The 23514-nt window shown below is 63.0% G+C and carries 10 protein-coding genes; 7 read left to right on the top strand and 3 right to left on the bottom strand.

What is annotated here, in order from left to right; genetic code table 11:
* The first annotated feature begins 119 nt into the window (after nt 1-119).
* The 6 genes from pilG (at nt 120) to ATO7_RS10735 (ending at nt 9359) form a co-directional block, all read left to right on the top strand.
* Entirely contained in the window at nt 120-482 is a 363-nt protein-coding gene (pilG, locus tag ATO7_RS10760; RefSeq protein WP_083561837.1) for a twitching motility response regulator PilG, read from the top strand.
* Nucleotides 483-486: 4 nt separating this feature from the next.
* Complete coding sequence (locus tag ATO7_RS10755; RefSeq protein WP_083561725.1) at nt 487-1053, top strand: chemotaxis protein CheW; 567 nt, start codon at nt 487-489, stop codon at nt 1051-1053.
* Between the two features lie 13 nt (nt 1054-1066).
* On the top strand, nt 1067-7018 hold the full coding sequence (locus ATO7_RS10750) for a hybrid sensor histidine kinase/response regulator (protein WP_083561724.1): 5952 nt from the start codon (nt 1067-1069) through the stop codon (nt 7016-7018).
* A 2-nt stretch (nt 7019-7020) separates the two neighbouring features.
* A complete protein-coding gene (locus ATO7_RS10745) occupies nt 7021-7488 on the top strand; it encodes a chemotaxis protein CheW (RefSeq protein WP_083561723.1) in 468 nt (155 codons plus the stop codon).
* Nucleotides 7489-7694: 206 nt separating this feature from the next.
* Nucleotides 7695-8504: a hypothetical protein gene (locus ATO7_RS10740; RefSeq protein WP_146680282.1), complete on the top strand. Its 810-nt coding sequence runs from the start codon at nt 7695-7697 to the stop codon at nt 8502-8504.
* Between the two features lie 105 nt (nt 8505-8609).
* Nucleotides 8610-9359 (top strand): SDR family NAD(P)-dependent oxidoreductase, encoded by a 750-nt coding sequence (locus tag ATO7_RS10735; protein WP_083561721.1) that lies wholly within the window; start codon nt 8610-8612, stop codon nt 9357-9359.
* Here ATO7_RS10735 and ATO7_RS10730 read toward each other — a convergent pair.
* Genes ATO7_RS10730 through ATO7_RS10720 form a run of 3 tightly spaced genes read right to left on the bottom strand, consistent with a single transcriptional unit; the run spans nt 9344 to nt 14090 of the window.
* Entirely contained in the window at nt 9344-10255 is a 912-nt protein-coding gene (locus ATO7_RS10730; RefSeq protein WP_083561720.1) for a hypothetical protein, read from the bottom strand. The two genes, ATO7_RS10735 and ATO7_RS10730, sit on opposite strands and share 16 nt — an antisense overlap.
* Complete coding sequence (locus ATO7_RS10725; protein WP_146680281.1) at nt 10252-11736, bottom strand: hypothetical protein; 1485 nt, start codon at nt 11734-11736, stop codon at nt 10252-10254. The genes ATO7_RS10730 and ATO7_RS10725 overlap by 4 nt, the downstream gene beginning before the upstream one ends.
* Nucleotides 11724-14090 (bottom strand): HlyD family secretion protein, encoded by a 2367-nt coding sequence (locus tag ATO7_RS10720; protein WP_083561718.1) that lies wholly within the window; start codon nt 14088-14090, stop codon nt 11724-11726. Before ATO7_RS10720 ends, ATO7_RS10725 begins: the two co-directional genes overlap by 13 nt.
* A gap of 487 nt (nt 14091-14577) precedes the next feature.
* Between ATO7_RS10720 and ATO7_RS10715 the strand changes: the two genes are divergently transcribed.
* Nucleotides 14578-23505, top strand: a complete 8928-nt coding sequence (locus ATO7_RS10715; RefSeq protein ID WP_083561717.1) for a type I polyketide synthase — start codon at nt 14578-14580, stop codon at nt 23503-23505.
* The last annotated feature ends 9 nt before the right edge of the window (nt 23506-23514 follow it).

The following is a 23514-nucleotide window of genomic DNA, read 5'->3' as shown; positions in this document are numbered from 1 at the left end:
ACAGGCAATCTGGAATTGCGATTGCGCCTTTGTTTGAAGCCCATCGGCGTACACGGAAGAGTTAAGGGGGAGCTTCGGTGGCAGACAGTCAAGTGGACGATTTGGCGGGTGTACGCGTGATGGTGGTGGACGATTCCAAAACCATCAGAAAGACAGCCGAAAGCCTGCTGTCCCGGGCCGGGTGTGAGGTGTCTGCGGCGACCGATGGGTATGAGGCCCTGGCCAAGATTGCCGAGCTCAAACCGGATCTTATTTTCGTCGACATCATGATGCCGCGTCTGGATGGTTATCAGACATGCGCGCTGATCAAGGGCAATCCGCGCTTTGCCAAAACGCCGGTGATCATGCTGTCTTCCAAGGATGGGCTCTTTGACCGGGCGCGCGGGCGCATCGTCGGCTCGGATCACTATCTGACCAAGCCCTTCACGCGCGATGAACTGATCGCTGCGGTCGAGTCACATAAACCCAGTCGCGCGGGATAGCGTCATGCTCAGTTCCGACGTTCAAGAACTCCGGGCGCTGGCTGATCAACCGTTCCGCCTCCTGGTTGAGCTGGATCAGCGTTTACAAACACGCTTTACCGACGTGGGCGGCACGGATGCCAGCGATGCCTGGGTCGGGTTGGGGTTTCGGCTGGGTGAGTTTTCCCTGCTTGCACCGCAGCGTGAAATTCGTGAAGTGATTACCGTGCCCGCCTATTCGCGTGTGCCGAATGCCAAATCCTGGCTGTTGGGTATCGCGAACGTGCGCGGCAGTTTGTTGCCGCTGATTGATCTGCGCCAGCTGCTCGACGGCGAGCCCAGCGTGGTTTCGCGTAGCAGCCGTTTCATGGTGCTCAATTCCGAGGAAATTCCGGCCGGTTTTCTGGTTGACAGCGTCAGCGGCTACCGGCGATTTGCCAGTCATGAACAGCGTAACGACCTGGTAACCAAGCAATCGGCCAACTGGCAGGAATTCCTGCTGGGCAGTTTCGTGCGCGATCAGCAGGCGTATCTGGTGTTCAGCTTCATGAAGCTGGCTTTGGCTGATGTGTTCCAGAACGCGAGCGCGTGAGTAGGGGGTGGGTATGAATGTGAAAGGACCCCAAAGCGACGTCAATCGGGGGCTGTTCTGGGTTCAAGGAGATCTGGGACAAGGCCTTCAGCGGGCGCGCGGTCTGATAGAGAGCTATCTGGAAGATGGCCCGGAGCATGTTGCGCTGCTCGAACAATGTGTCAGCGAGCTGCGTCAGATCGCCAACATTGCTTCCGTCATTCAGTGCTACAGCGTGTATCTGCTCGCCAGCGAAATGGTCGAGACGGTGCAATTCGCCATCAACACGCCGGTCGAGGATGGCGAGGCTAACTTTGCCGCGCTGGTGGCGGCGACGTTGCAGGTCTCCGATTACATCGAGTTGCTGGCTCACGGCGAAACCGACCACCCCCTGGTGTTTGCGCCGAATATCAATGATCTGAGGGTTGCACGCGGTGCTCAGGGCCAATCAAGGGCCGTACTGTTCAGCCGTTTCATGGATGTACGTGGTGTGGCGGTATTGCCGCCGGATGATCCCGCCCGTCGCAAACCCGGCATGTCTCAGGCGCTGGCGCGCAAGACTGCGCCGGTGATGCAGAAGGCCGTGCTCGGTGTGATCCGCGATGTGCAGCGGGAAAAGTCCTTGCAGGTTCTGGGCAAGGCAGCCGGGCAGCTGGCCAGTGTGGCGCGCGACTCGCAGGTTTACCTGTGCTGGCAGGGCGTGACGCTGATGTGCGAAGTGTTGGCCACAGAACCCGAGCTGGCCAACCCGGACGTCCACAAGTTAATTTCCAAGGCCGGGCAATGCGCCAAAGCCTTGGCGGCCAATGGTGAGGATGCCATTGCCAAAGCGGCAGGCCGGCTGGGTGCGCAATGTATGCATCTGGGCACTCTGGCCGAAGAGCCGAATCTCATTGTTGAGCGGATTCGAGAGGAATTCGCACTGGGTGGCGCGGATGTGACCTACACCCGGTTGCAGGCTTTGCGGGAGCGCTTGTCGCAGCCCAGCATTGACTCGCTGCAAACGGTGACGCGCGAGATTCGCCACAACCTCAGTGACATCAAAGACAGCATTGACCTGGCCTTGCGCTCGCAAACCCTGGGTGATGTCAGCGAAAGTCTGGTCGGGCGTTTGGAGTCCGTTTCATCGACCTTGATGGTTCTGGGGCTGGATGCGCTCGGCCAGCTGGCCCGTTCACAAGCTGAAACCGTCGCGGCGCTGCAAGGCAGCAATGACGAGGCAGCCTGGCTGGATGTGGCTGAAACCCTGATCCGCATCGAACAGGGCCTGGAGGCGGAATTGATGCCGCCTGGGCGTGACACGCTGGTGGACGAAAGCGCTCACCAGGACTTGCGTGAGGGTGTCAGCGCCGTGTTGCGCGAATCACTGGTCAACATCAGTCGTATCAAGAGCGAACTGGATCAGTACATCGCGCGTGGACAGGAGTCCTCGTTGGCCAGTGCCCGAGACATGCTAGTTGAAATGGCCTCCGGTTTCGAGTTGATCGGTAGCGACCATCCGACCCGCGTGATCCGCAGCATTCAAAGCCTGCTGGTGGCCGAGCGTGTTGCGCCGGCGCGCCAACGTGGCGTGCTGGCTGACCGTCTCGCGGACGTGATTGCCGGCGTGGAGTACTACCTTGAGGCGCTCAAGGAAAAGCAACCCAATGCCGAGCATTTGCTGGATGAGGTTGAAGGTTATCTGAGCGCCTTCGAGGACACCCTTAACCAGGGTGTGGCGGCTGAGCCGATTGAGGAAGTCAGCGCGGCACCGGTTGCACAGGATATTGATCCTGAATTCCGCGAAATCTTCATTGAAGAATCGCGTGAGGTGATGGCCGAGCTGGATGCCGCCATGCCACGCTGGGCACAAAATCCGTCTGATCCTGATGTGCTTGCCACCGTGCGCCGTGCGTTCCATACCCTCAAGGGCAGTGGCCGCATGGTTGGGGCCAGTGAGATCGGTGAATTTGCCTGGTCGATTGAGGACATGCTCAATCGTTGTCTGGACGGAGCCTTGCCGCTGAGCGGCGAGATTTCCAGCCTGATCAGCGACGCCGTGGGCTTGTTGCCGGAAATCGTGCGGCGTTTCGCCGAAGGCGAATCAGCACTGGAACTGGTTCAGCCGATGCAGCAAAAAGCACGCGCGGCGCTGGGTGAAACCAGTGACGACGATGCTGCAGAGGTCATGGCGATCTTCAAGGACGATGCGGCCGGTGAGCTTCAGATGCTCGCAGCGCGCGCACATGACAATGCCGAGGTGGTTGCGGATCAGGATCTGGAGCGCGCCTTGCATACCCTGCGTGGTGGCGCTGCGACCGCCGGCGTGGATGCGCTGGCACAGCTCGCCGAAACTGCCGAACGGTTGGTTCAGGGCCTCAGAGCGTGCAATCAGCCCATGCCTGCAGACCTGCTGGAGCGCGTTTGTGGGCGCATGAGCACGCAGCTGGACGCGGCGACGTCAGGCGCTGTGATTGAGCGTGATGAAGCGCTGGAAGCTGAACTGACTGAACGTTTGGCTGGCTTGCAGGCCGACCGTGGTGGCGTTGATCTTGAATTGGCTTCGATCTTCGCCGAAGAGGCGGCCGAGCTGCTTGGTCAGGCCGAAGCTGAGTTGAAAAACTGGACGACGCAGCCGGACTCCGCTACGACGCAGCACAATCTGCAACGCATTTTCCACACCATCAAAGGCAGTGCCCGCACCGCGGGTGGTATGGGTCTGGGCCAAGTCGGTGAGGCGCTGGATGCCTTGATGAAGAGCGTCATCGACGGTCAGCTCACGCAGCTTGATCAGGCTCTGTTCGATCGGATTGGTCGTTGCGTGCTCGCAACCTACGACTTGCTGGATGAATTCCGCGAAGGGCGCGATGCCGATCCGTCGGTGGCCCTGGCGGCTTTGTCCGGGGCTGGGCCTGAGCCTGAGTTTGAGCTTGTGCTGGCCGATGACGAGGCTGATGCCGCGCTCACGTTGAGCGCGCAGGAACCGCCGGCTGCAATGGATCTCGAGCTTGATTCCGGCACTCCGGATTTGCTGCTTGACGAGGCCCCGGCGCACAGCGTGCCACCGGACTCCGGCTCATCAAGCCCGGTTGATAGCGCCGCGGACGAGGATGACTACTCTGTGGTCGAGGACGTGTGGCCGGCCGATGCAGAGATACTCGATATGTTTCAGGCGGAAGCCCAGGAACTGCTTGAGTCGATGGATCGGCACTTCTCCGATTGGGAGGCCGACACACAGGCGCGCGAACCGCTTCGCGAGTTGCAGCGGCAGTTGCACACCTTTAAAGGTGGCGCACGTATGGCCGGGCTCAACAGCATGGGGGCGGTTGCGCATCAGATGGAAAGCATGTTTGCCCGCATCGAGCAGGGCGAGCAGGCGGATTCGCAAACCTTTGGTCGCCTGCATCAGGCTATTGACGGTCTGCATCAGCTGATTGACGAGGTTAAACAAGGCCGCCAACCGCTGGGTGCACGTGAGTTGCTGGATGACCTGCTCAGCGAGGCATCGTCCAGCCAGGCGGAGTTCGAGTCGGTTGATGTGCAAGCCGCATCGCAGGCTCCAACTGAGACCGAAAGCGGGGCCGAAAGTCCGTTTGTCATGCCGCCGCGCGCGGACAGTGCAAGCGATAGCGTGACCTTCTCGACCGTGGATTTCGGTGCCGAGGCGCCGGCAGGTGCGGATCAGGAGATGGTCGAAATCTTCCTGCCTGAAGCGCAGGAATTGATGGAAGCCTTCGATGCTGCCCGCGGTCGTTGGGCCGAGCAACCCCAGGATGGGGATGCTTTGGCGGAAATACTGCGCGTTTTGCACACCTTGAAGGGTGGTGCGCGCATGGCTGGCCTGGCGCGTCTGGGCGACGATGTTCATGATCTTGAGTCAGAGCTGGAGGCGGTCAGTCGTGAGGGTCAAAGTGCCACCCCGGCACTGCTAGAGCGGCTGCAAGGCTCCTCCGACACTTTCCATCAGCATATGGCGCAGGCTGCTGCAGGCCATGCAAGTCCTGCCGAAAGTGGCGATGCGCCGTCACCGCATCCGGTGCTGGAATTGCCGGGAGACTACGATTACCGCAGTGATGCGCTGGATGATATTCAGCCGCGAGCGTGGTCGCGTGAACTGCAGTGGGAAGCCCCGCAGGATGAGCGCCTGGCTGCGATCCGCCGGGAGACTGCACGCGTCAGCGTGGAGCAGCTCGACAGCATGCTCAACGAAGCCGGCGAGATCAGTATTTACCGCTCGCGTCTGGAGCGCCAGGTGTCAGCCTTCTCCGGTCAGCTGCGTGAGGTCGAGCAGACCATTGCACGTATTCGTGATCAGCTGCGCATGCTGGAATCGGAAACGGACGCGCAGATTCAATCGCGGACCCAGGGTTTGCAGTCGGAAGAGGGCGAGAGTGACCGCTACGGCGAAGAGTTCGATCCGCTGGAGATGGACCGTTACTCGCGCATGCAGGAGTTGACCCGCGCCTTGTCCGAGTCGGTGACTGACTTGTTCAGTCTGCATGCCACCATGACCGACGTGGTCAGCGAAACCGACACCTTGCTGCTGCAGCAGGGGCGGGTGAATACCTCGGTTCAGCAAGGCCTGATGGGTACGCTGATGGTGCCATTCTCACGCCAGGTCCAGCGCTTGCAGCGTGTGGCCCGCCAAACCGCTGGTGAGCACGGCAAACAGGTGGAGTTGCAGCTTCAGGGCATCGAGGCGGAGATGGACCGCAATGTGCTTGAGCGCATGACGCCAGTGATTGAGCACGTGGTGCGCAACTGCGTCATTCATGGGATCGAGACACCTGATGTGCGCAGCGCTGCCGGCAAGGCGCCGGTCGGTCGTATGTCGATCAGCCTGACGCGCGATGGCTCAAAGCTGGCTATCGAAATCCGCGATGATGGTGCGGGTCTGGATTTTTCCCGCATTCGTGAAAAGGCCATTGAGCGTGGGTTGATGGGCGGGGATGCCGAGCTGAGTGAAGCGGAGCTTGCCCAGTTCATTTTCCAGCCGGGCTTTTCGACCGCGCAGACCCTGACCCAGGATGCCGGTCGCGGTGTGGGTATGGACGTGGTCTCTTCAGAGGTGAAGCAGCTGGGCGGTACCTTGGAGCTGGACTCCAAGACCGGTCACGGTGCCCGTTTTGTGATTCGTCTGCCGTTGTCACTGGCGATCTCGCAGGCCCTGCTGGTTCAGGTGGCCGATGAGGTTTACGCCGCACCGCTGTCGACCATCGAAGGTATCGCGCGTATTCCGCGTGATGATCTGGCGGCGTACATGGACGACGACCAGCGCTTTGCCTACGGTGATCAGGAGTACCGCGTGCGGTACCTGGGTCAGTTGCTGGGCTTGGATGCTGCGCCGGCCGATGAACGCGATCACGTTCCGGTGATACTGGTCCACAGTGGCGAGGGCATGGGTATCTCCGAGCGTCGTGTCGCTATTGTGGTCGATCAATTGCTCGGCAGTCGTGAGTTGGTCACCAAGACGGCTGGCCCGCAGGTCAGTACGGTGGTTGGTGTGACTGGCGCCACGATTCAGGCAGACGGCCGAGTGGTGCTGATTCTGGATGTGGTGGCACTGGTTCAGGATCGCCTGTTCAAGACCTTGCAAGCCGGCGGTGATGCCGAAGGTGCACAGGGCGCGGCGCAGCGTGTGCCGCTGGTCATGGTGATTGATGATTCCATCACCATGCGACGTGTTGCTGAACGCCTGCTCACGCGTAATGGTTACCGTGTGGCCACCGCGAAAGACGGTATGGACGGGATCGCCCAGCTGCAGGCCGAAAGCCCGGATGCGGTGTTGCTGGATATCGAGATGCCCAAGGTCGACGGTTTTGAAGTGGCGACCTTTATTCGCAACAACGAGCGCTTGGCTGATCTGCCGATCATCATGATCACCTCGCGCAGTGGGGATAAGCACCGCGAGCGGGCCGAGGCCATTGGCGTCAACCGCTATCTGATCAAGCCGTACCAGGAACAGCAGCTCATCAGTGAGTTGCGCGACGTGATGACGGAGGCATAAGCATGTCTGACAAACTGCCCAGTCACGTTTACGGCGTGATTATCGACATCGAAGGCGAGACTTTGATCTTGCCCAACTCAGCCGTGCTGGATGTGTTTGGTCATGATGTGATTTCGCATCGCAGCGACGGGCCATCGTGGTTGCTGGGGCAGATGCGCCTGCAGATCGACGACGTGCCTGTGATCAGTCTGGAAGGTATGCTTGGTCAGCCGATACCGGCTATCGAGCGCAAAACGCGCGTGGTCGTGCTCAAGGCGCCGTCACACAATGCCAGTGTGGCGTTGCTGGCACGGTCTTACCCTTTGATCGTGACGCTGAACGAGATTGCCCTGCAGCCTGCGCCGCTGGAGGCTGACAACGAGGCCATGAACAAGCTCATGCTCACAGCCGTGCAAGTGGCTAACCGACGGGCCTTGGTGCCCGATTTGGATGCACTGGTTGCACTGTCTTCGCGCTTTGTTGAAGCATGATGGAACAATCTGTGTGATCGCTTCGTGATCACACAATGATCTGCACAGATGCAGGTCACGCAATAGTGTGCGGGCGCAAGTGCGGGATGATTGTCATTTGCACAGAAACAACAATCTGAGATACTCCCGAGCGAGTAGGCAAGATTCGGGCCACACGTCTGACACCTATTACATTATTCCTCCAGATTGGCAATGGATTGATGATCATGAAGAAAGTTATTGGTTTGGCTGTCCTGGCGTTGGCAATTAGCGCATGTGACGACAGTGATTCGTCCTCCTCGGCGGCTTCGCCGAGCCCGACTCCTACGGCAACACCGGGCACCTCGCCTTCACCTTCGCCGTCCCCTGATCCGAGTGCGACGCCCACGCCGACCCCCACGCCTACCGACTATGGTGAGAAGGGTGCGTGTCTGGTGCCGGTGAGCCCCACTGCGACCACGGCAGTTGCCACGGGTATGGGTTGCCTCAACTGTAGTGTGAGTGAACCAGGCGCGGTGACAACCCTGAATCAGGATGACGCGGCAACCATGTCTGCGTTCCTCTCTTTGCTTCCGGTTGGTGGGCAGAGTGATGTATCCCTGCGGGTCAATCTGGCGCTTGAGCAAGACCCCAACGTCATTCCCATGACTGAGGAAGAGCTGGATGATGAAGGCAATGTCGTGACGCCTTCCGTGCCGCTTGGCCCGGCACCGAATACCCCAGGATTCGTTGTTTCCTTCCCGGACCCGTCCATCATCGCTGCGGGCATTTTGCCGGAGCTGCTGATCGAAACCCTGAAAGGTGATGAAGTCGTTGAGAACGCGGCCTTCGGCTTCGGCTTTGGCGATGGCTTTGCGTTGGGTTCGGTTCTGCAGGAGATCAACAACGCAGAAGTGTATCTTCCTGTCCAGGCTACCCAGCCTTATGACGCGATTCGTTTGAGCCTGACCGGCACGGTGTTGAACCTGTTGATTGACGTCAATGTCCACGACGCTTGCATCAACGGTGTCGGCGGTAGCATATCCGGGGATTTCTAAAGCCGGGTAGCTGCACCCGATCCCCGCTGGGGTCGGTTACATAAAAATAATAAGAGACCCGCGCCTGAAAAGCCGCGGGTCTTTTCTTGTCAGACAAGAGCTGGAATGAACAAAACACTATCGGGCAAGGTGATCCTGGTCACCGGCAGCACCGGAGGCATTGGGCGTGTCACTTGCGAGCATTTGCTCAGCCAGGGCGCGCAGTTGTATGTCACCGACTTTGATGCTCAGGCGGTTGATGAGCTGTGCAAGGTGCTCCACGGCGCAGTGGCAGGCAGCGCCGCCGACATGTGCGATCCGCAAAGCGTGGCCGCCATGTTTGCGGACCTGCGCGCACGTTACGGCCGGCTGGACGGCGCCTTCAATAACGCAGGCCGTGGCAGTGGCGAGATTCCGCTGGTGGAGATGGATCTGGCCGAGTGGCAGCGTGTGATCAACATCAACCTGACCGGCACGTTCCTGTGCGTGCAGCAGGAAATTGAGCTGATGCTGGAAAGTGGTGGTGGCTCGATCGTCAACAACAGCTCGATCCTGGGCCTGCGTGCCGGTGCGAACCCGGCCTACACCGCCGCCAAGCACGGGGTCTGCGGACTGACCAAATCAGCCGCGCTGGTCTACGCCGATCGCCATGTCCGGGTCAACGCAGTGTGCCCGGGGCTGATCGAAGCGGGCATGGGCCTGAAGGTGATGGCGCGGCCGCAGGACAAGGTCGAGCGCTATGTCGCACGTCATCCGATGGCACGGGCCGGGCAGGCCCAGGAAGTGGCTGAAGCGGTGAGCTGGTTGCTGTCCGAGCAGTCCAGCTATACCACCGGCCATTTGCTGCCAATCGACGGTGGCTACACCTGCGCCTGAGTGTTGTAGCCCAGCTTCAGAGCGAGCTGACGCACCTCTGAGCTGAGGCGTCGGCCATCTGGCCGCCAGTCGGCAAGGCCGTCAAGCGGGGGATCACGGCGCAGCTCCTGGGTCAGTTGCGGCGTGTGCATGACATCCGCTTCCATGCCGCCCACGGCGGCCTCGCAGCCGGGGCTCAGAAACCCCGAAGCGACCGCGGCGGGGGACGGCGAGGGTGACTGTGCAGGCCAACCCAGATCGGACCACAGTCGGTCACGCTGTGTGGCCAAGGCCGTCAGCAGATCTTCCAGGCGCAGGCGTTGGTAGCGCGCGTGGTCGGCACCGAACTGATCGATCAGATTGCGATGGATGCGGTACCAGGCAATCTGAGGGTCGATCACGCCGCTGGGGTTGTCGCAGAAATCGCGCCATTCCGGGGCCACGAAGTAGTCCTGACTCAGACTGTGCGTGATGTCGCGGCAGTGTGTCAGCGGATGACGCACCAGGTGGAGCAGCTGAAACGCCTGGAACTGGCTCAGCGCATGCATGTAGTTGGGGCGCCAGCCCAGATTCAGATCGGGAATGACCAGCCGCTTGGGGCTGACAAGCTGGCGCAGTTCTTCCAGCACGCTCAGGCTTGATCGGTCGGAGCGACGCCACAGCCAGTCCCTGGCGTGGGCAATGTCGGTGGTGCTTTCGCGCCCCCGCTGCAGCACCGCCACGGCGCGAAGCAGACCATGGCCAATATCGTCCTGGCTGCGCTCGGCCATGAGCAGCCAGGCGCCCACGCTGTCGGCCATGCACAGATTGAGTTCCGGCAGCAGCAATGCATCCTCGTGCTGGGCCAGCAGGGCGGCAACGCGGCCCACGCTGCTGTTGCGCAGCCCTGCCACAACTAAAATCGGCGACGCGCTCATGGGCGATGGCCCAGATACACTTCCAGCCCGCCGCGCGGGTTGTCCTCGTAGCGCCATTCGGCGTTGCGCTCCACCGCCAGGCGCGGACCGAACACATTGGACGTGGCCACAAACAGACCATGAGGTGAGCTGGCGAAGTTGCGTATGCCCCAGTTGTACTTGTTGCCGAAACCCGAGCGCGTGACCGGTTCGAAATGCACGCCGTCGGCGGTTCGCCACAGGTCGCAGCCGCCGTACAGGCGATTGAGCTCTTCCACGCCGAGTCGACGCAGCAGGGTCAGCACATCGCCGGGCCAGGCATGGCGCGGAAAGTAGGGCAGCATGTTGATCCAGCAATAGGTGCCGATGTACAGGTGACCAGCGTGTTCGACCATGCGCCAGATGTATCCGCCGAACAGATTGTCGAAGCCCGGCGCGTAGCCCGACAGGGGGTAGCGCAGACCATCCGGTGTCAGGCGCGAATGACCGACCAGCAGATCCCAGCTGTCATCCGGCCAGATGCGCAACAGCTCGGCTGCGGCCGGCCCGATCTGATAGCGCCGGTGGTAGCCGCCGTTGACGATGGCTGTGCCGATGTAAAGCGCCCCTTTGAAGGCGCACATCGACAGGCACAGCTCATTGTGTTTACCACGCCACGCGCCATGGCTGAGCACGCGTTTCCAGCGATACGGCAGGGTGTCGGAGTCGCCCTGCGTGCGCCACACCTCCATGCCACGATCCGGATTGACGGTGCCGGCGTAGAGCTGGCCGTTGAAGGTGGCCATCTCGAACACCGTGGTGTTCGACGGGTCGCCGAAACCATCGGCGCTGGCCGGCTCCCAGATCGCATTCTGCACGTCGGCGGAGGCGTAGATGGTCGATTCGCTGCCGATGCATTCCTGAGCCTGTCCGTCACCGGTGTTGGAGCCCGTTGGGGTGGTGTGGACGCGGCCGCGAAAGGGTTGCAGGGTGCGAAATGAACGCACGGATTCATCCCAGGGCGGGCGCGGCACGGCGATGAAATCGCGTCCGTTCTCGCAGCGCAGGATGTCGGGCGGGTCGGTGCTGATCGGTGACCAGGTCGAGACGTAGAGGCAGGGTTTGCTGTCGGATGCGCCCTGAAACACCACCATGCCGCGCAGCCCGACATAACGCGGTACCCGGCCACCTTGCTTGCCCTCAACCCAGGGTGCTTTGAACATCAGGGTCCAGGCTTGGGTGGCCGGGTCGTAGCACCAGATTTCGGCGCGTCGGTCGATGGCCTCGCGCTCGTCCGGACTCTCCACCGGCCACGGTCGCCAGTCCGGGCGTGGCTTGTTGAGTTTGAGCATGGTGAAGGTTGCCCGCGTGGTGCCGATATACAGGCGCCCTTCAAACCAGGCGATGCTGTGTGCGTAGCCGTTGTGTCCGTCGCCGAAACCGCTTTCGCAAATCAGGCGAAAATCTTCACCGCGCAGCCCGAGATGATCCTGATCGGGCTTGCCTTTGGCTACGGCAGCCACGACCACAACTCCACCCGCACAAAGCGCATCAGGGCGCGCGAGAAGGCGATGATGGCCGGGCCGGTTTCGGCCTCGATCTTGGCCTGGCCGCTCATGTCCACGCGCAGGTCGCTGTCGGCGTTGCTGACCTCGATCAGGACCCGCACGATGCGCCCGTTCTCACCGGCCTCGGCCGACGGGGCAATGGCTTTGACCGTGCCCGCATATGGCTGATCCGGACGCATCCAGGACTTGAGCGTGGCCGTGGCGCCTAGACGGGCGTGGCTGGCGGCAAACTCCGGTATGTGCAGCTCGGCGTCGAGTTTGCGGTTGTTTTCGATGGTGGCCAGGCGTTCGCCCGGCTCCAGATAGCGACCGATTGAAAAGCGCAGGTCCGGGGCAACCACCTGGCCGCTGATGGGTGCGTGGATGCGGGTGCGGGCGAGCTGCTCGCGGGCGTATTCCAGGGCCGACTGCTCGGCTTCAAGCTGAGCCTGCAGGGCCTGTATGTCTTCCTCGCGGGTGTCGCTTTCGATCAGCTCCAGCTGCCGCTGGGCTTCGGCCAGCTCTTCGACGCGCACATCGGCGTTGGCGCTGGCGCGGTCGCGTTCCTGGCTGGTGATGGCTTTGCGACGGTGCGCGTTGCCTGCACGTTCGGCTTCAATCTGGGCCGCTTCAAGACGGGTTTTGGCGGTCCGCACCTGTTGCCGTGCCAGTTCCAGTTCTTCACCGGTAGCACCGTTGCGAGCCTTGCTCAGATCGGCCTCGATGCGGGCCACATTGGCTTCGGCCTGGCGTACCTGGCTGCGCCATTGCAGATCATCCAGTTCGGCAATGACATGGCCGGCTTCAACCCAGTCGCCCTCGGCTGCGCGGATGGCCGTGACCGTGCCAGCGGTTTCGCTGGACACATCGGCGCGCTCCAGCGGCAGGACTTTGAAGCGCCCTCCGGGTTCATAGGTGTAAGGCCACAGCGCGGCAATCATTAGCACGACGAAGATTTTCCAGTGCTGACCTAGGGCCTGGCTTTGGCGGCTGAGGCGGCTGCGCATCGGCAGGTTGCCGATGTCACCACGACGATCGCCGAATTGGCGGCGCATGGTGAAGGCGTAGAGCGCCAGCGCAGCCAGCATCAGGGCGACCGCCACACCACCGTAGTGCGCTTCCAACCAGCGGGCGGGAAAGATCAGGACCAGGCTGATCACTGCAATCAGGAAGGCCACCGAAAGTACGCCGTAAAGCAGCACCGGACCCAGTGGAGGTGGTTTGCGATTGCCCCAGCGCTCGCTGCGCCCGAGCAGGGTGAGCACGGCCTGCTCACGAAGATCGGCCACCCCGAGCTTGAAGGCGAGCAGGTAGTAGCCATCGGTTCTGGCCAGGGGGTTGATCCGCAGCAGCGCATTGCCGAGGCCGAATATGCCCGCGGTGATGAGCACGGCGGGCAGCATGGTGGTGCTCTGTCGGGACAGGAACCAGCCCAGCAGGAACAGGGTGAAAAGCAGTAGGTTGCCGGTCAGCGAGGCCGCCAGCACCCGGCCGCGGCTGCGTTTGGGCAAACGCTCGGCCGGGCCTTCGGTGTCGGTCATGAAGCGCGGAATCACGCCAAAAATGAAATTCAGACCGAAGCGCGGGATTTCGCCGGATTCACGGTGAATCACCGCGGCGCGGCAAATGTGCGCAATGAAGTTGCTGAGCAGGGCGGCGGGAATGCCGACGTAAGCCAGGTTTTGCCAGATCAGCAAGCGCTGAAAATCGGTCGAGGCTTCCAGCTGGTCGGCCCACAGGCCGCCCAGTATCGACGCCGTGGCCAGCCATAGCAGGCCCATCAGCACCGTGGAGTACACCGGTGCCGCAAACAGCCGGCCAAGCCACAGCCACGGGCGCGGGTTGAGTTCCCAGTCAACCCGCTCGGCCGCATCGCGGGCACGCATCGGGCTGCCCGCCACCGGCCCGCTCATGCCCGGGCCGGCCAGCGAACCGGGCGAGGTGGATGGTGGCAAGCCATGCGCGTGAGCGGCGTCCTCGCCCAGATCACCCAGACGGCGCGACTCGGCATCGGTTTGCGGCGGCACCGGCAAAGCTTCATCCGAACCCGCCCAGAGCAGCCCGGCGTCAGTCAGGGTGTGGGTAAAGCGCTCCAGGTCCAGAGGGGTCAGCGCGTTGTTAAAGCGGGCTCGCGCCTCGCTCAGGCGCTCGGCAGCGGTGCGCTGGCCATCGAACAGCAGGGCCAGTTCGTATTCATCAGGATCCAGACGACAGGGCAATCCATTGCGTTGTGAAATCACGGTGATGTAGGCACCGCGAAAATCTTCACCACGACGGGATTGCGTGCCAGCAAAACGCAAGTAGGGCGATTCGAACGCCTGTTCGGTCATGGGGGTTTTCCGTAAAGCATGGTCAAGTCGTCAGACCGATGTGGCTGCGACGCGGCCTTCTTTGAGGCCTTGTTTGGCGAGTATAGCGACACGTTCGCAGCACGTAGAGGCCCGAATGCGGGTGCAGACATTGCTGTTTGTCAGCGATTTCTGATCTTTTTATGTATATATATGTTTATAAAAGGAAAAATATCGAGTGGCGGAGTTTTATCCATCGCCAACTACGGCTTGTAGGACAGCGCCTACAAAAATTCACGGCTTCACCCTGTAGTGCTTTGGTCGGCCTGGCCTGATCATGGTATCTCGATAGCGGGTCCGATTTTCCGGTGAGGGTTGGCAGCGCATAAACGCCGGAAGATACCGCGGTGGTGTCTATCACATGGTTCGTTCGAAAGTCATGGATGGGGCGTTTCTGCCGGGCCGTCACCAATAAGATTCGTCGTTGCGAATCGCTCGACACTGCGGGGCGGTGTCACCGAGGGTAGCCATGCAAGACTCAAGCACATTTGAAACTCTGATCCTTTCCCCGGCCGATGCCGCGCATCCAGGGCTGGCCGTAGCGGCCGCACGCGCGGGAGGCGTGGGGCTGCTCGATTTGGAGTTCGCACGCGATGCGGCCGCTTTGCGGCGCAACTTTGCCCAGCTGCATGCGGCCACGTTACGGCAGGCGAGTACACCGGGAATCGGTTTGCGCCTGTCCGCCGCGGATCTGGGCTGCGTGCGCGAGTTGATCGCGACCGTTGCCGAACGACCGCTGACGCTGATGCTGCACGGCGATGTCACGCGCATGGCTTCACTCGCCCGAACCCTGCGCCAGGATGCGCCGCAGCACCGGCTGCTGGCAGAGATCACCCATCCGGCCATGGCCGAGGGTCTTGTTGATGTGGTCGACGCTCTGGTCGCCAAAGGTCACGAGTCGGGCGGCTGGGTTGGTGAGGACACCAGCTACATCCTGGCCCAGAAGCTGATCGGGAAAACCAGCTTGCCGCTGTTGCTGCGCGGTGGGGTTGGTCGTCACAGTGCGGCGGCGACGGCCCTGATGGGCGCGGCCGGTGTGGTGCTCGATGATCAGGTGTTGTTGCTGGCCGAGAGTCCCTTGAGTGATGCGCACCAGCGCAATGTGGCGCGTCTCAACGGGGCCGAGACACAGCTGTTCGGCGAACAGATCGAGATGCCCTGCCGCATTTTCGGTGCGCGTGGCTCGGCCGAACTTGAGCGCATCAAGCAGGCCAGTCGCCAGGTCGAGGCTGGTCAGCTGAGCCAGGCCGACTGGCGTGAGGCGCTGAACAAGGCCATGGGCTGGGGCGCCGATCAGTTGCTGCCGATCGGTCAGGGTGTCGGTGTGGCCGCGATGTACCGTGATCAGTACCGCAGCGTCGGGCGACTGGTCCAGGCCCTGCGCGCTCAGCTTGAGGCCAGTCGCAATCTGCTGGCGCAGCACAATCCGCTGGCCGAGAACAGTCCGCTGGCCGCCTCGCATGGGACTCGGTTCCCGATCGCTCAGGGGCCGATGACGCGTGTCTCTGATTCACCGGCCTTCGCCGATGCGGTGGCTTCTGGTGGTGCCCTGCCATTTCTGGCCCTGGCCCTGATGCGCGGTGAGCAGGTCGATACCCTGCTGGCCGAAACCGCTCAGGTGCTGGGTGATAAACCCTGGGGCGTGGGCATCCTCGGCTTTGTGCCGCAGGCTTTGCGTGAAGAGCAGTGCGCCGCCGTGTTCCGGCACAAACCCGACTACGCCCTGATCGCGGGTGGCCGCCCGGACCAGGCGGCGGAGTTCGAATCACGCGGAATTCCGGCCTACCTGCACGCGCCCGCGCCGGCGCTGCTCAAGCTGTATCTGGAACAGGGCGCACGGCGATTCGTGTTCGAAGGGCGCGAATGCGGTGGGCACATCGGTCCGATTGCCAGCTTCCCGTTGTGGGAGCAAATGATTGAAGTGCTGCTGGCCGAGGTCAGTGAGACGCAGGCTGCAGATGTCCATCTGTTCTTCGCCGGGGGCATCAACGATGCGCGCTCCTCCGCCATGATCGCGGCACTGACCGCACCGCTGGTTGAGCGCGGCATGAAGGTCGGCGTGCTGATGGGCACGGCCTATCTGTTCACCCGCGAGATCGTGGAAACCGGCGCCATCGTGCCGGGCTTTCAGCACGAAGCGCTGGCCTGCACGGCCACTTGCAGCCTGGAAACCGGCCCGGGCCATTCCACCCGCTGTGCCAACACCGAGTTCTCCCGCGAGTTTTTCCGTCAGCGGCGTGCGCTGCTGCAGTCCGACAAATCGGCTGACGATATCCGCGACGAGCTGGAAGACCTGAATATGGGGCGCTTGCGCGTCGCCTCCAAAGGGCGTGATCGCGACGCCAGCGGCCAGATCGTGGAGCTTGATGAAGCGGCGCAGAAATTGCGCGGCATGTACATGATCGGACAGGTTGCAACCCTGCACGACAAGGTGCTTGGGGTGGAGGAGTTGCATCTCGATGTCAGTCAGGGGGCGGGCGATCTGCTGACCCAGTTGGCCACCCGTGACACCGCCGAGCAGGGCGGTGCCAGCCCAAGTGATATCGCGATTGTCGGCATCGGCATGATCCTGCCGCAGATCGACAGCGCGGACGATTTCTGGGGCAAGGTACTGCGTCTGGAAAGCACGATTACCGAAGTGCCCAAGGATCGCTGGGATGAAGCCCTGTATTTCGATCCGGACAAGAACGCGCGCGACAAGGTGTACTCGCGCTGGGGCGGCTTCCTCGACGAAGTCGTGTTCGACCCGACCAGCTTCGGCATCGCCCCCAGCTCGATGAAATCCATCGATCCGATGCAGCTGCTGTCGCTGGAATGCACGGCGCGGGCGCTGCGTGATGCCGGCATGGGGCCGGGGCAGGGCGACTTTGACCGTGAGCACACCTCGATCATTCTAGGGGCGGGCGGCGGCATCGGCGATCTGGGCATGCAGCTGGGACTGCGTTCGGAGCTGCCGCGCTTTGTCGAAGATCCGGAAGATGCGGTGTGGGATCGCCTGCCGGAGTGGACCAATGAATCTTTCGCCGGCGTACTGCTCAATGTCACCGCCGGGCGCATTGCCAACCGGCTTGATTTCGGGGGGGTCAACTTCACCGTGGATGCGGCCTGCGGGTCGTCGCTGGCTGCGATCACCCTGGCCACTCAGGAACTGGAATCCGGACGCTCCAATGTGGCCATTGCCGGCGGCGTGGATACGGTGCAAGGGCCGTTCGGCTATCTGTGTTTCTCCAAGACCCAGGCCTTGTCACCGCAGGGCAAGGCGCGTGCTTTTGACCGCGATGCCGACGGCATCGTCATCTCCGAAGGTGTGTGCGTCACCGTGATGAAGCGCCTGGCCGATGCCGAGCGCGACGGCGACCGCATTTATGCGGTGATCAAAGCCGCTTCGGGTTCATCGGATGGTCGTGCCCTGGGTATGACCGCGCCTTTGCCCAAGGGGCAGCAACGCGCGCTCAACCGGGCCTACCGCAAGGCGGGTTTCTCGCCCGCCTCGCTGGGGCTGGTGGAAGCGCATGGCACCGGCACGGCGGTGGGTGACAAGGCCGAGGCCGAAACCGTGACCAGCACGCTGATTGAAGCGGGCGCGGATGTGCGCAGCGTGGCCCTGGGTTCGGTCAAGACCCTGGTAGGCCACACCAAGTGCGCGGCCGGTGTGACCGGGCTGGTCAAGACCGCACTGTCGCTGCATCACCGGGTTCTGCCGGGCCATGCCGGGGTCGAAAATCCGATCGATGTGATCGCCGACGAGGCTGCGCCGACCTATCTGCTCAAGCAGCCGCGGCCATGGCTGCGTGAGCCCAATCGTCCGCGCCGGGCTGCGGTGTCGGCCTTCGGTTTCGGCGGCACCAATTTCCATGCGGTGCTCGAGGAGTACCGCACCGGCTGGGGCCAGGATGCACCGGTCGGCGCCCAGCACTGGCCGGTTGAATTGTGTGTGTTCCGCGCTGCGGATCGCACTGCCCTTGAGGCCCAGCTGAACGTGGTCAGCGAAGCGCTGGATCAAGCTTTGCGCACGGATATCGGTCTCACACCGATTGCCGCCGCGCTGGCCCAGGCTGCGGCGCGTGAGCGTGGTGCGGCGCAGCTGTGTTTCACCGCAGCGGACCTGACCCAACTGCGCGCACGCCTGAGCAATGCCTTGAGCCATCTGCGTGATGGGCAGGCGCTGAGTGCAGGCAGCCATCTGACATTGCAACGGCCACAGCAGGCACCCAAGCTGGGTGTGCTGTTCCCCGGACAGGGGGCGCAGTATGTCGGCATGCTGCGTGGCGCCGCGCTGTACCTGCCGCAGTTACGTGAGGCCTGGGAACAGGCGGATACGGTGCTGGCCCCTGAACTGGGTCAGCCGGTGTCGGCCATTGCCTGGCCGGCAGCCGCGTTTGATCCAGCCACCGCAGCGGCCCAGCGCGAGCGCCTGACTGACACCCGGCATGCCCAGCCGGCGCTGGGTGCTGCCGAGCTGGGGCTGTGGCGCTGGATGCAGAATCTGGGCTTGAGTGCCGATGCCGTTGGCGGGCATTCCTACGGCGAATACAGCGCACTGATGGCCGCCGGCGTGCTGTCTGACGAAGATTTTCTGCGCCTGTCGGCGGCCCGAGGGCGGGTCATGGCCGAAGCGGCGCGGACCGCGCCCGCGGGCACCATGGCCGCTGTGCTGAGTGAGCGCAGCCAGGTTGAAGCCCTGATCAACGACATCGCGGATGTCGCGGTGGCCAACCACAACGCCCCGCGCCAGACCGTCATCACGGGCAGCGTGGAGGGAATTGAGGCCGCTCTGGCCGCCTGCGCCGCCGCAGAGGTCTCGGCGCGCAAGTTGCCGGTGGGCGGAGCCTTCCATTCGCCGCTGATGCGCAGCGCGCAGGACGGCTTGTCGCAGGCAATCGATGCCGCCCAGTTCCATCCGGCCCAGTGCGCCGTGTATTCCAACATGAGTGGAGCGCGCTATCCCGACGACATGGCCGGCCACCTCAAGCAGCATCTGCTCAGTTCGGTGGAATTCGTACGGCAGATCGAGACCATGCAGGCCGAAGGCATTGAGCTGTTCCTTGAGCTTGGTCCCAAGACCATCCTGGCCGGCATGCTGCGCGAGATCGTGCCGCAGGTGGAGTGCCTGTCGGTGGATCGCGAGGACGGCGAGCTGGCACCGTTGCTCGACACCCTGGCGCAACTCAGCGTGCGTGGTTTCGATCTGGATTTGCCGGCGCTGTTCGCCGGGCGCAGCGCGCATCATCTCGAGCTGCGTCAGCTCAAAACCCAGCTGGCGCGTCCGGCTTTGCCGCGTACCGCCTGGATGGTCGCGGGTGGTTATGCTCGACCGCTGGCCAGCGAGGTGCGCAGCAATGGCGTGCTTGAAGCGCTGAGTCAGGCCGACAAGGACGCGGCGATCGCCCAGCGTCGCAGTCAGCCGCGCGCTGCGGAACCAGCAGCGCCAGCGCCTGCGGCGGCAATGGCTCCGGCCATGCCGTCCGTCGCCCCGTCCGGTGCTCTGAACGGTGATGCGCTGGTGGCTTATCAGGACACCATGCGGCAGTTCCTCAAGCTGCAGGAAGCGGTCATGGCGCAGGCACTTGGGGTGGCGCCGACGACGGACGTGCCGGAACAGACTGTCAGCCTGCCCATGCCGGCTGCGGTGCCCGCAGCGGTCGCACCGGTCGCGCCGCATCAGGTGGTCGCGGAACCCGCGGCGGCCGCGCCGTTGCCTGCTGAGCCCGCACCGGTTGCGCGCGTGGACGTGGCCGCGGTGGTGCTGGAGATCGTGGCCGAGCGCACCGGCTATCCGCAGGACATGCTTGATCCCGCCGCCGACATGGAAGCCGACCTGGGGATCGATTCGATCAAGCGGGTGGAAGTTGTCGGCGCGGTGCAAAAAGCCCTGCCCGAGGCCGTGGCCAGCGCCATGCAGGCGGATCTGGAAACCTACACCCGGGCCAAGACGCTGGACAGCCTGATCGCGGCGGTCAACGCCCTGGTCGGCGAGCAGCCGGTGGCCAGTGCGCCGGTGGCGGCGCCAGCAGTCGCGCCCGCGCCCAGCGTGGATGTGGCGGCGACGTTGCTGAGCATCGTGGCCGAGCGCACCGGTTATCCCGAAGACATGCTGGATGCGCAGGCCGATCTGGAAGCGGACCTGGGCATTGATTCGATCAAGCGGGTGGAGATTGTCGGGGCTTTGCAAAAAGCCCTGCCGGAGGCGGTGGCCAGCGCCATGCAGGCGGATCTGGAAACCTACACCCGGGCCAAGACGCTGGACAGTCTGATCGCGGCGGTCAACGCCCTGGTCGGCGAGCAGCCGGTGGCCAGTGCGCCGGTGGCGGCGCCAGCAGTCGCGCCCGCGCCCAGCGTGGATGTGGCGGCGACGTTGCTGAGCATCGTCGCCGAGCGCACCGGTTATCCCGAAGACATGCTGGATGCGCAGGCCGATCTGGAAGCGGATCTGGGCATTGATTCGATCAAGCGGGTGGAGATAGTCGGGGCTCTGCAAAAAGCCCTGCCCGAGGCCGTGGCCAGTGCCATGCAAGCGGATCTGGAGACCTACACCCGGGCCAAGACGCTGGACAGCCTGATCGCGGCGGTCAACGCCCTGGTTGGTGAGCAGCCGGTGGCAAGTGCGCCGGTGGCGGCGCCAGCAGCTGCGCCCGCGCCCAGCGTGGATGTGGCGGCAACGTTGCTGAGCATCGTCGCCGAGCGTACCGGTTATCCCGAAGACATGCTGGATGCGCAGGCCGATCTGGAAGCGGACCTGGGCATTGATTCGATCAAGCGGGTGGAGATTGTCGGGGCTTTGCAGAAAGCCCTGCCCGAGGCGGTGGCCAACGCCATGCAGGCGGATCTGGAAACCTACACCCGGGCCAAGTCCCTGCAGGTTCTGATCGCGGCGGTGGAGGCGCTGACGGCGCAATCCGAAGCATCTTCGGTGCCTGCTGTACCTGCCGCGCAAACAGCTCAGGCAGCGCCAGTTGCGGAGCCGACGGAAAGCGCGATCCATGTGCCGCGTTACGTGATCCGTCCGCGCCAGGCGGCGCTGCCCAGCGAGCGGACTCAGCCCAGCGGTCTGGTGATCGTGGTCGACGGCCCCGACAGCATCCGTGAGCCTCTGGTGGAGCGCATCGCAGCAACCGGGGCCACCCCGGTGGAACTGCTGATCGATGAGCCGCGCGCGCTCAAGAACGAGCTGGAACTGGCCATCAAGACACATGGACCGGTGCGTGCGGTGATGCATCTGGGCGGCTTGTCCCAGCACCCCGAGGACAGCTTTGCGCAGTGGCGCAAGACCGGCGCCAACACCGTGGGCAAATTGTTCACCTTGCTCAAGGCCCTGGGTGATGAGCGTGATCACCTGCATCTGATCGCGGCGACCCGGCTGGGTGGCACGCTGGGGCGCGAAGCCGAGGGTGTCGGTTCGGCGCTGGCCGGTGGTGCCGCCGGGATGATCAATTGCTACCGCCAGGAATACCCTGAAGCGATTGCGCGGCTGGTGGATTTTGACGGCCAGACCGATGAGGTCATCGCCGAACACCTGTTCGACGAGCTATGCAGCACCGACCCGCATCGCGAAATCGGCTATCTGGGCGATACCCGCTACACCGTATCGACGCAGGAGCATGCCCTGCATGATCACGCTTTCGCGGCACATCTGGAGCCGCAGGACGGCTGGGTCGTGCTCGCCACCGGCGGGGCCCGTGGCATCACCGCGGAGATCTTGCTGCGCATGGCCAAGCCGGGTTTGCGTTATGTGCTGATCGGGCGCACGGCCTTGCCGGATCCCAATGATCTGCATCTGGAACATGCCACCGCCCTGCATCTCAAGGGCGCGCTGATCGCTGATGCGCGGGTCAACGGCAACATGCCCAAGCCAGCCGAGCTTGATCAGCGGGTGGCGCAGATCATGGCCGGTCGCGAGGTGCTGGATAACCTGCAACGCATGCGCGATGCCGGTGTCGAGGTCGATTATGTGCCCTGTGATGTGCGCGACGTGGCCTCGTTCGGCGCGGCGATTGAAGATGTCTACACCCGCTGCGGTCGCATTGACGGGGTGATTCATGGCGCTGGCGTGATCGAGGACAAACTGATCGCCGACAAGACCGCGGTGTCGTTCGACCGGGTGTTTGGCACCAAGACCGATTCGGCCTGGATTCTGGCCAACACGCTCAAGCCGGAAACGCTCAAGTGGGTGGCCTTTTTCACCTCGGTGGCGGGCCGTTACGGCAACCGCGGGCAGGCTGATTATGCTGCGGCCAATGAGGCGCTCAACCGCTATGCCTGGCAGTTGTCACGGCGCTGGAAGGACACCCGCGTGATGGCCATCAACTGGGGCCCATGGGACGCGGGTATGGCCAGCGATGCGGTCAAGGCCAAGTTCCGTGAGCAGGGCATCCTGCCCATACCGGTGGACGCCGGTGCACGTTACTTCCTCGATGAACTGGCCTTCGGGCCCAAGTCCGAGGTCGAACTGGTCGTGGGTGAAGGCCCGTGGGCGGTGTATGACGGCGAGCAGGATGCTGAAGAGGCCGGCAGCGATTTGCCGCTGATCCGGGCCGGTCTGCACATCGGTGCCGGCGGCACCCTGGTGCTGGATCATCATTTCAGTGTCGAGAGTGATCCCTATCTCCTTGATCACAGCATGGACGGCAAGCCGGTGCTCCCCGCCGCTGGCGCAGCGGAATGGATGGCCCAGGTGGCGGCGGCCGGTTGGCCCGGCTGGCAGGTTGCTGAAGTGCGTGATCTCAAGGTTCTGGCCGGTGTGGTGCTGGATCCGGCACGCGGCCGCAAGGTCGCATTCAAGGCCCGTGCCTCGACCCATTCACAGCCGGGTGAGCAGATGCTGGCGATTGACATCGTCGACCCCGAGCGCAACCAGGCGCTGTACAAAGCCAAGGTGCGTCTGGTCGAACGTTTGCCTGATGCGCCGCAGCTGGACGCATCCTCGGTCAGTGGTGACGCCCTGGATGCAAGCCAGGCCTATCGCGACTATCTGTTCCATGGCGGCGATTTCCAGCTGATCGATCAGATTCAGGTGGTCGGGCGTGACGGGGTCGATGCGCAGGCCCGGCGCAGCCGCCCGGCGGCCTGGCTGCGTCAGGACGGTGTGGCGACAGATGCACACTGGGTGTTCGATCCGGGCCTGCTTGACTGTGGTCCACAGCTGGCCATCGTGTGGTCACGCCGCTTCCTCGACAAGACCGCTCTGCCATCGGCATTCGGCTCGGTTTGCCGCTACGGCCGTGATCCGCTGCCTGAGCGTCTTGGCCTGTACCTGCGGATTCGCGGTGAGGCCAGCGAAAGCAGCTTGAACTATGACGTGCTGCTGGCAGATGACGAGGGCCGTGTGCGCCTGGAAATGCGCGAGATTGAGGGTACGGCCTCGGCCGCGCTCAATCGCCTGGCCTCGGCCGACGCCTAGGATCAGTTC

It is taken from the genome of Oceanococcus atlanticus, from assembly GCF_002088235.1.
Classification (GTDB): domain Bacteria; phylum Pseudomonadota; class Gammaproteobacteria; order Nevskiales; family Oceanococcaceae; genus Oceanococcus; species Oceanococcus atlanticus.
The sequence above is the reverse complement of the archived record's forward strand: the minus strand, read 5'-3'. Positions and strand labels throughout refer to the sequence as shown.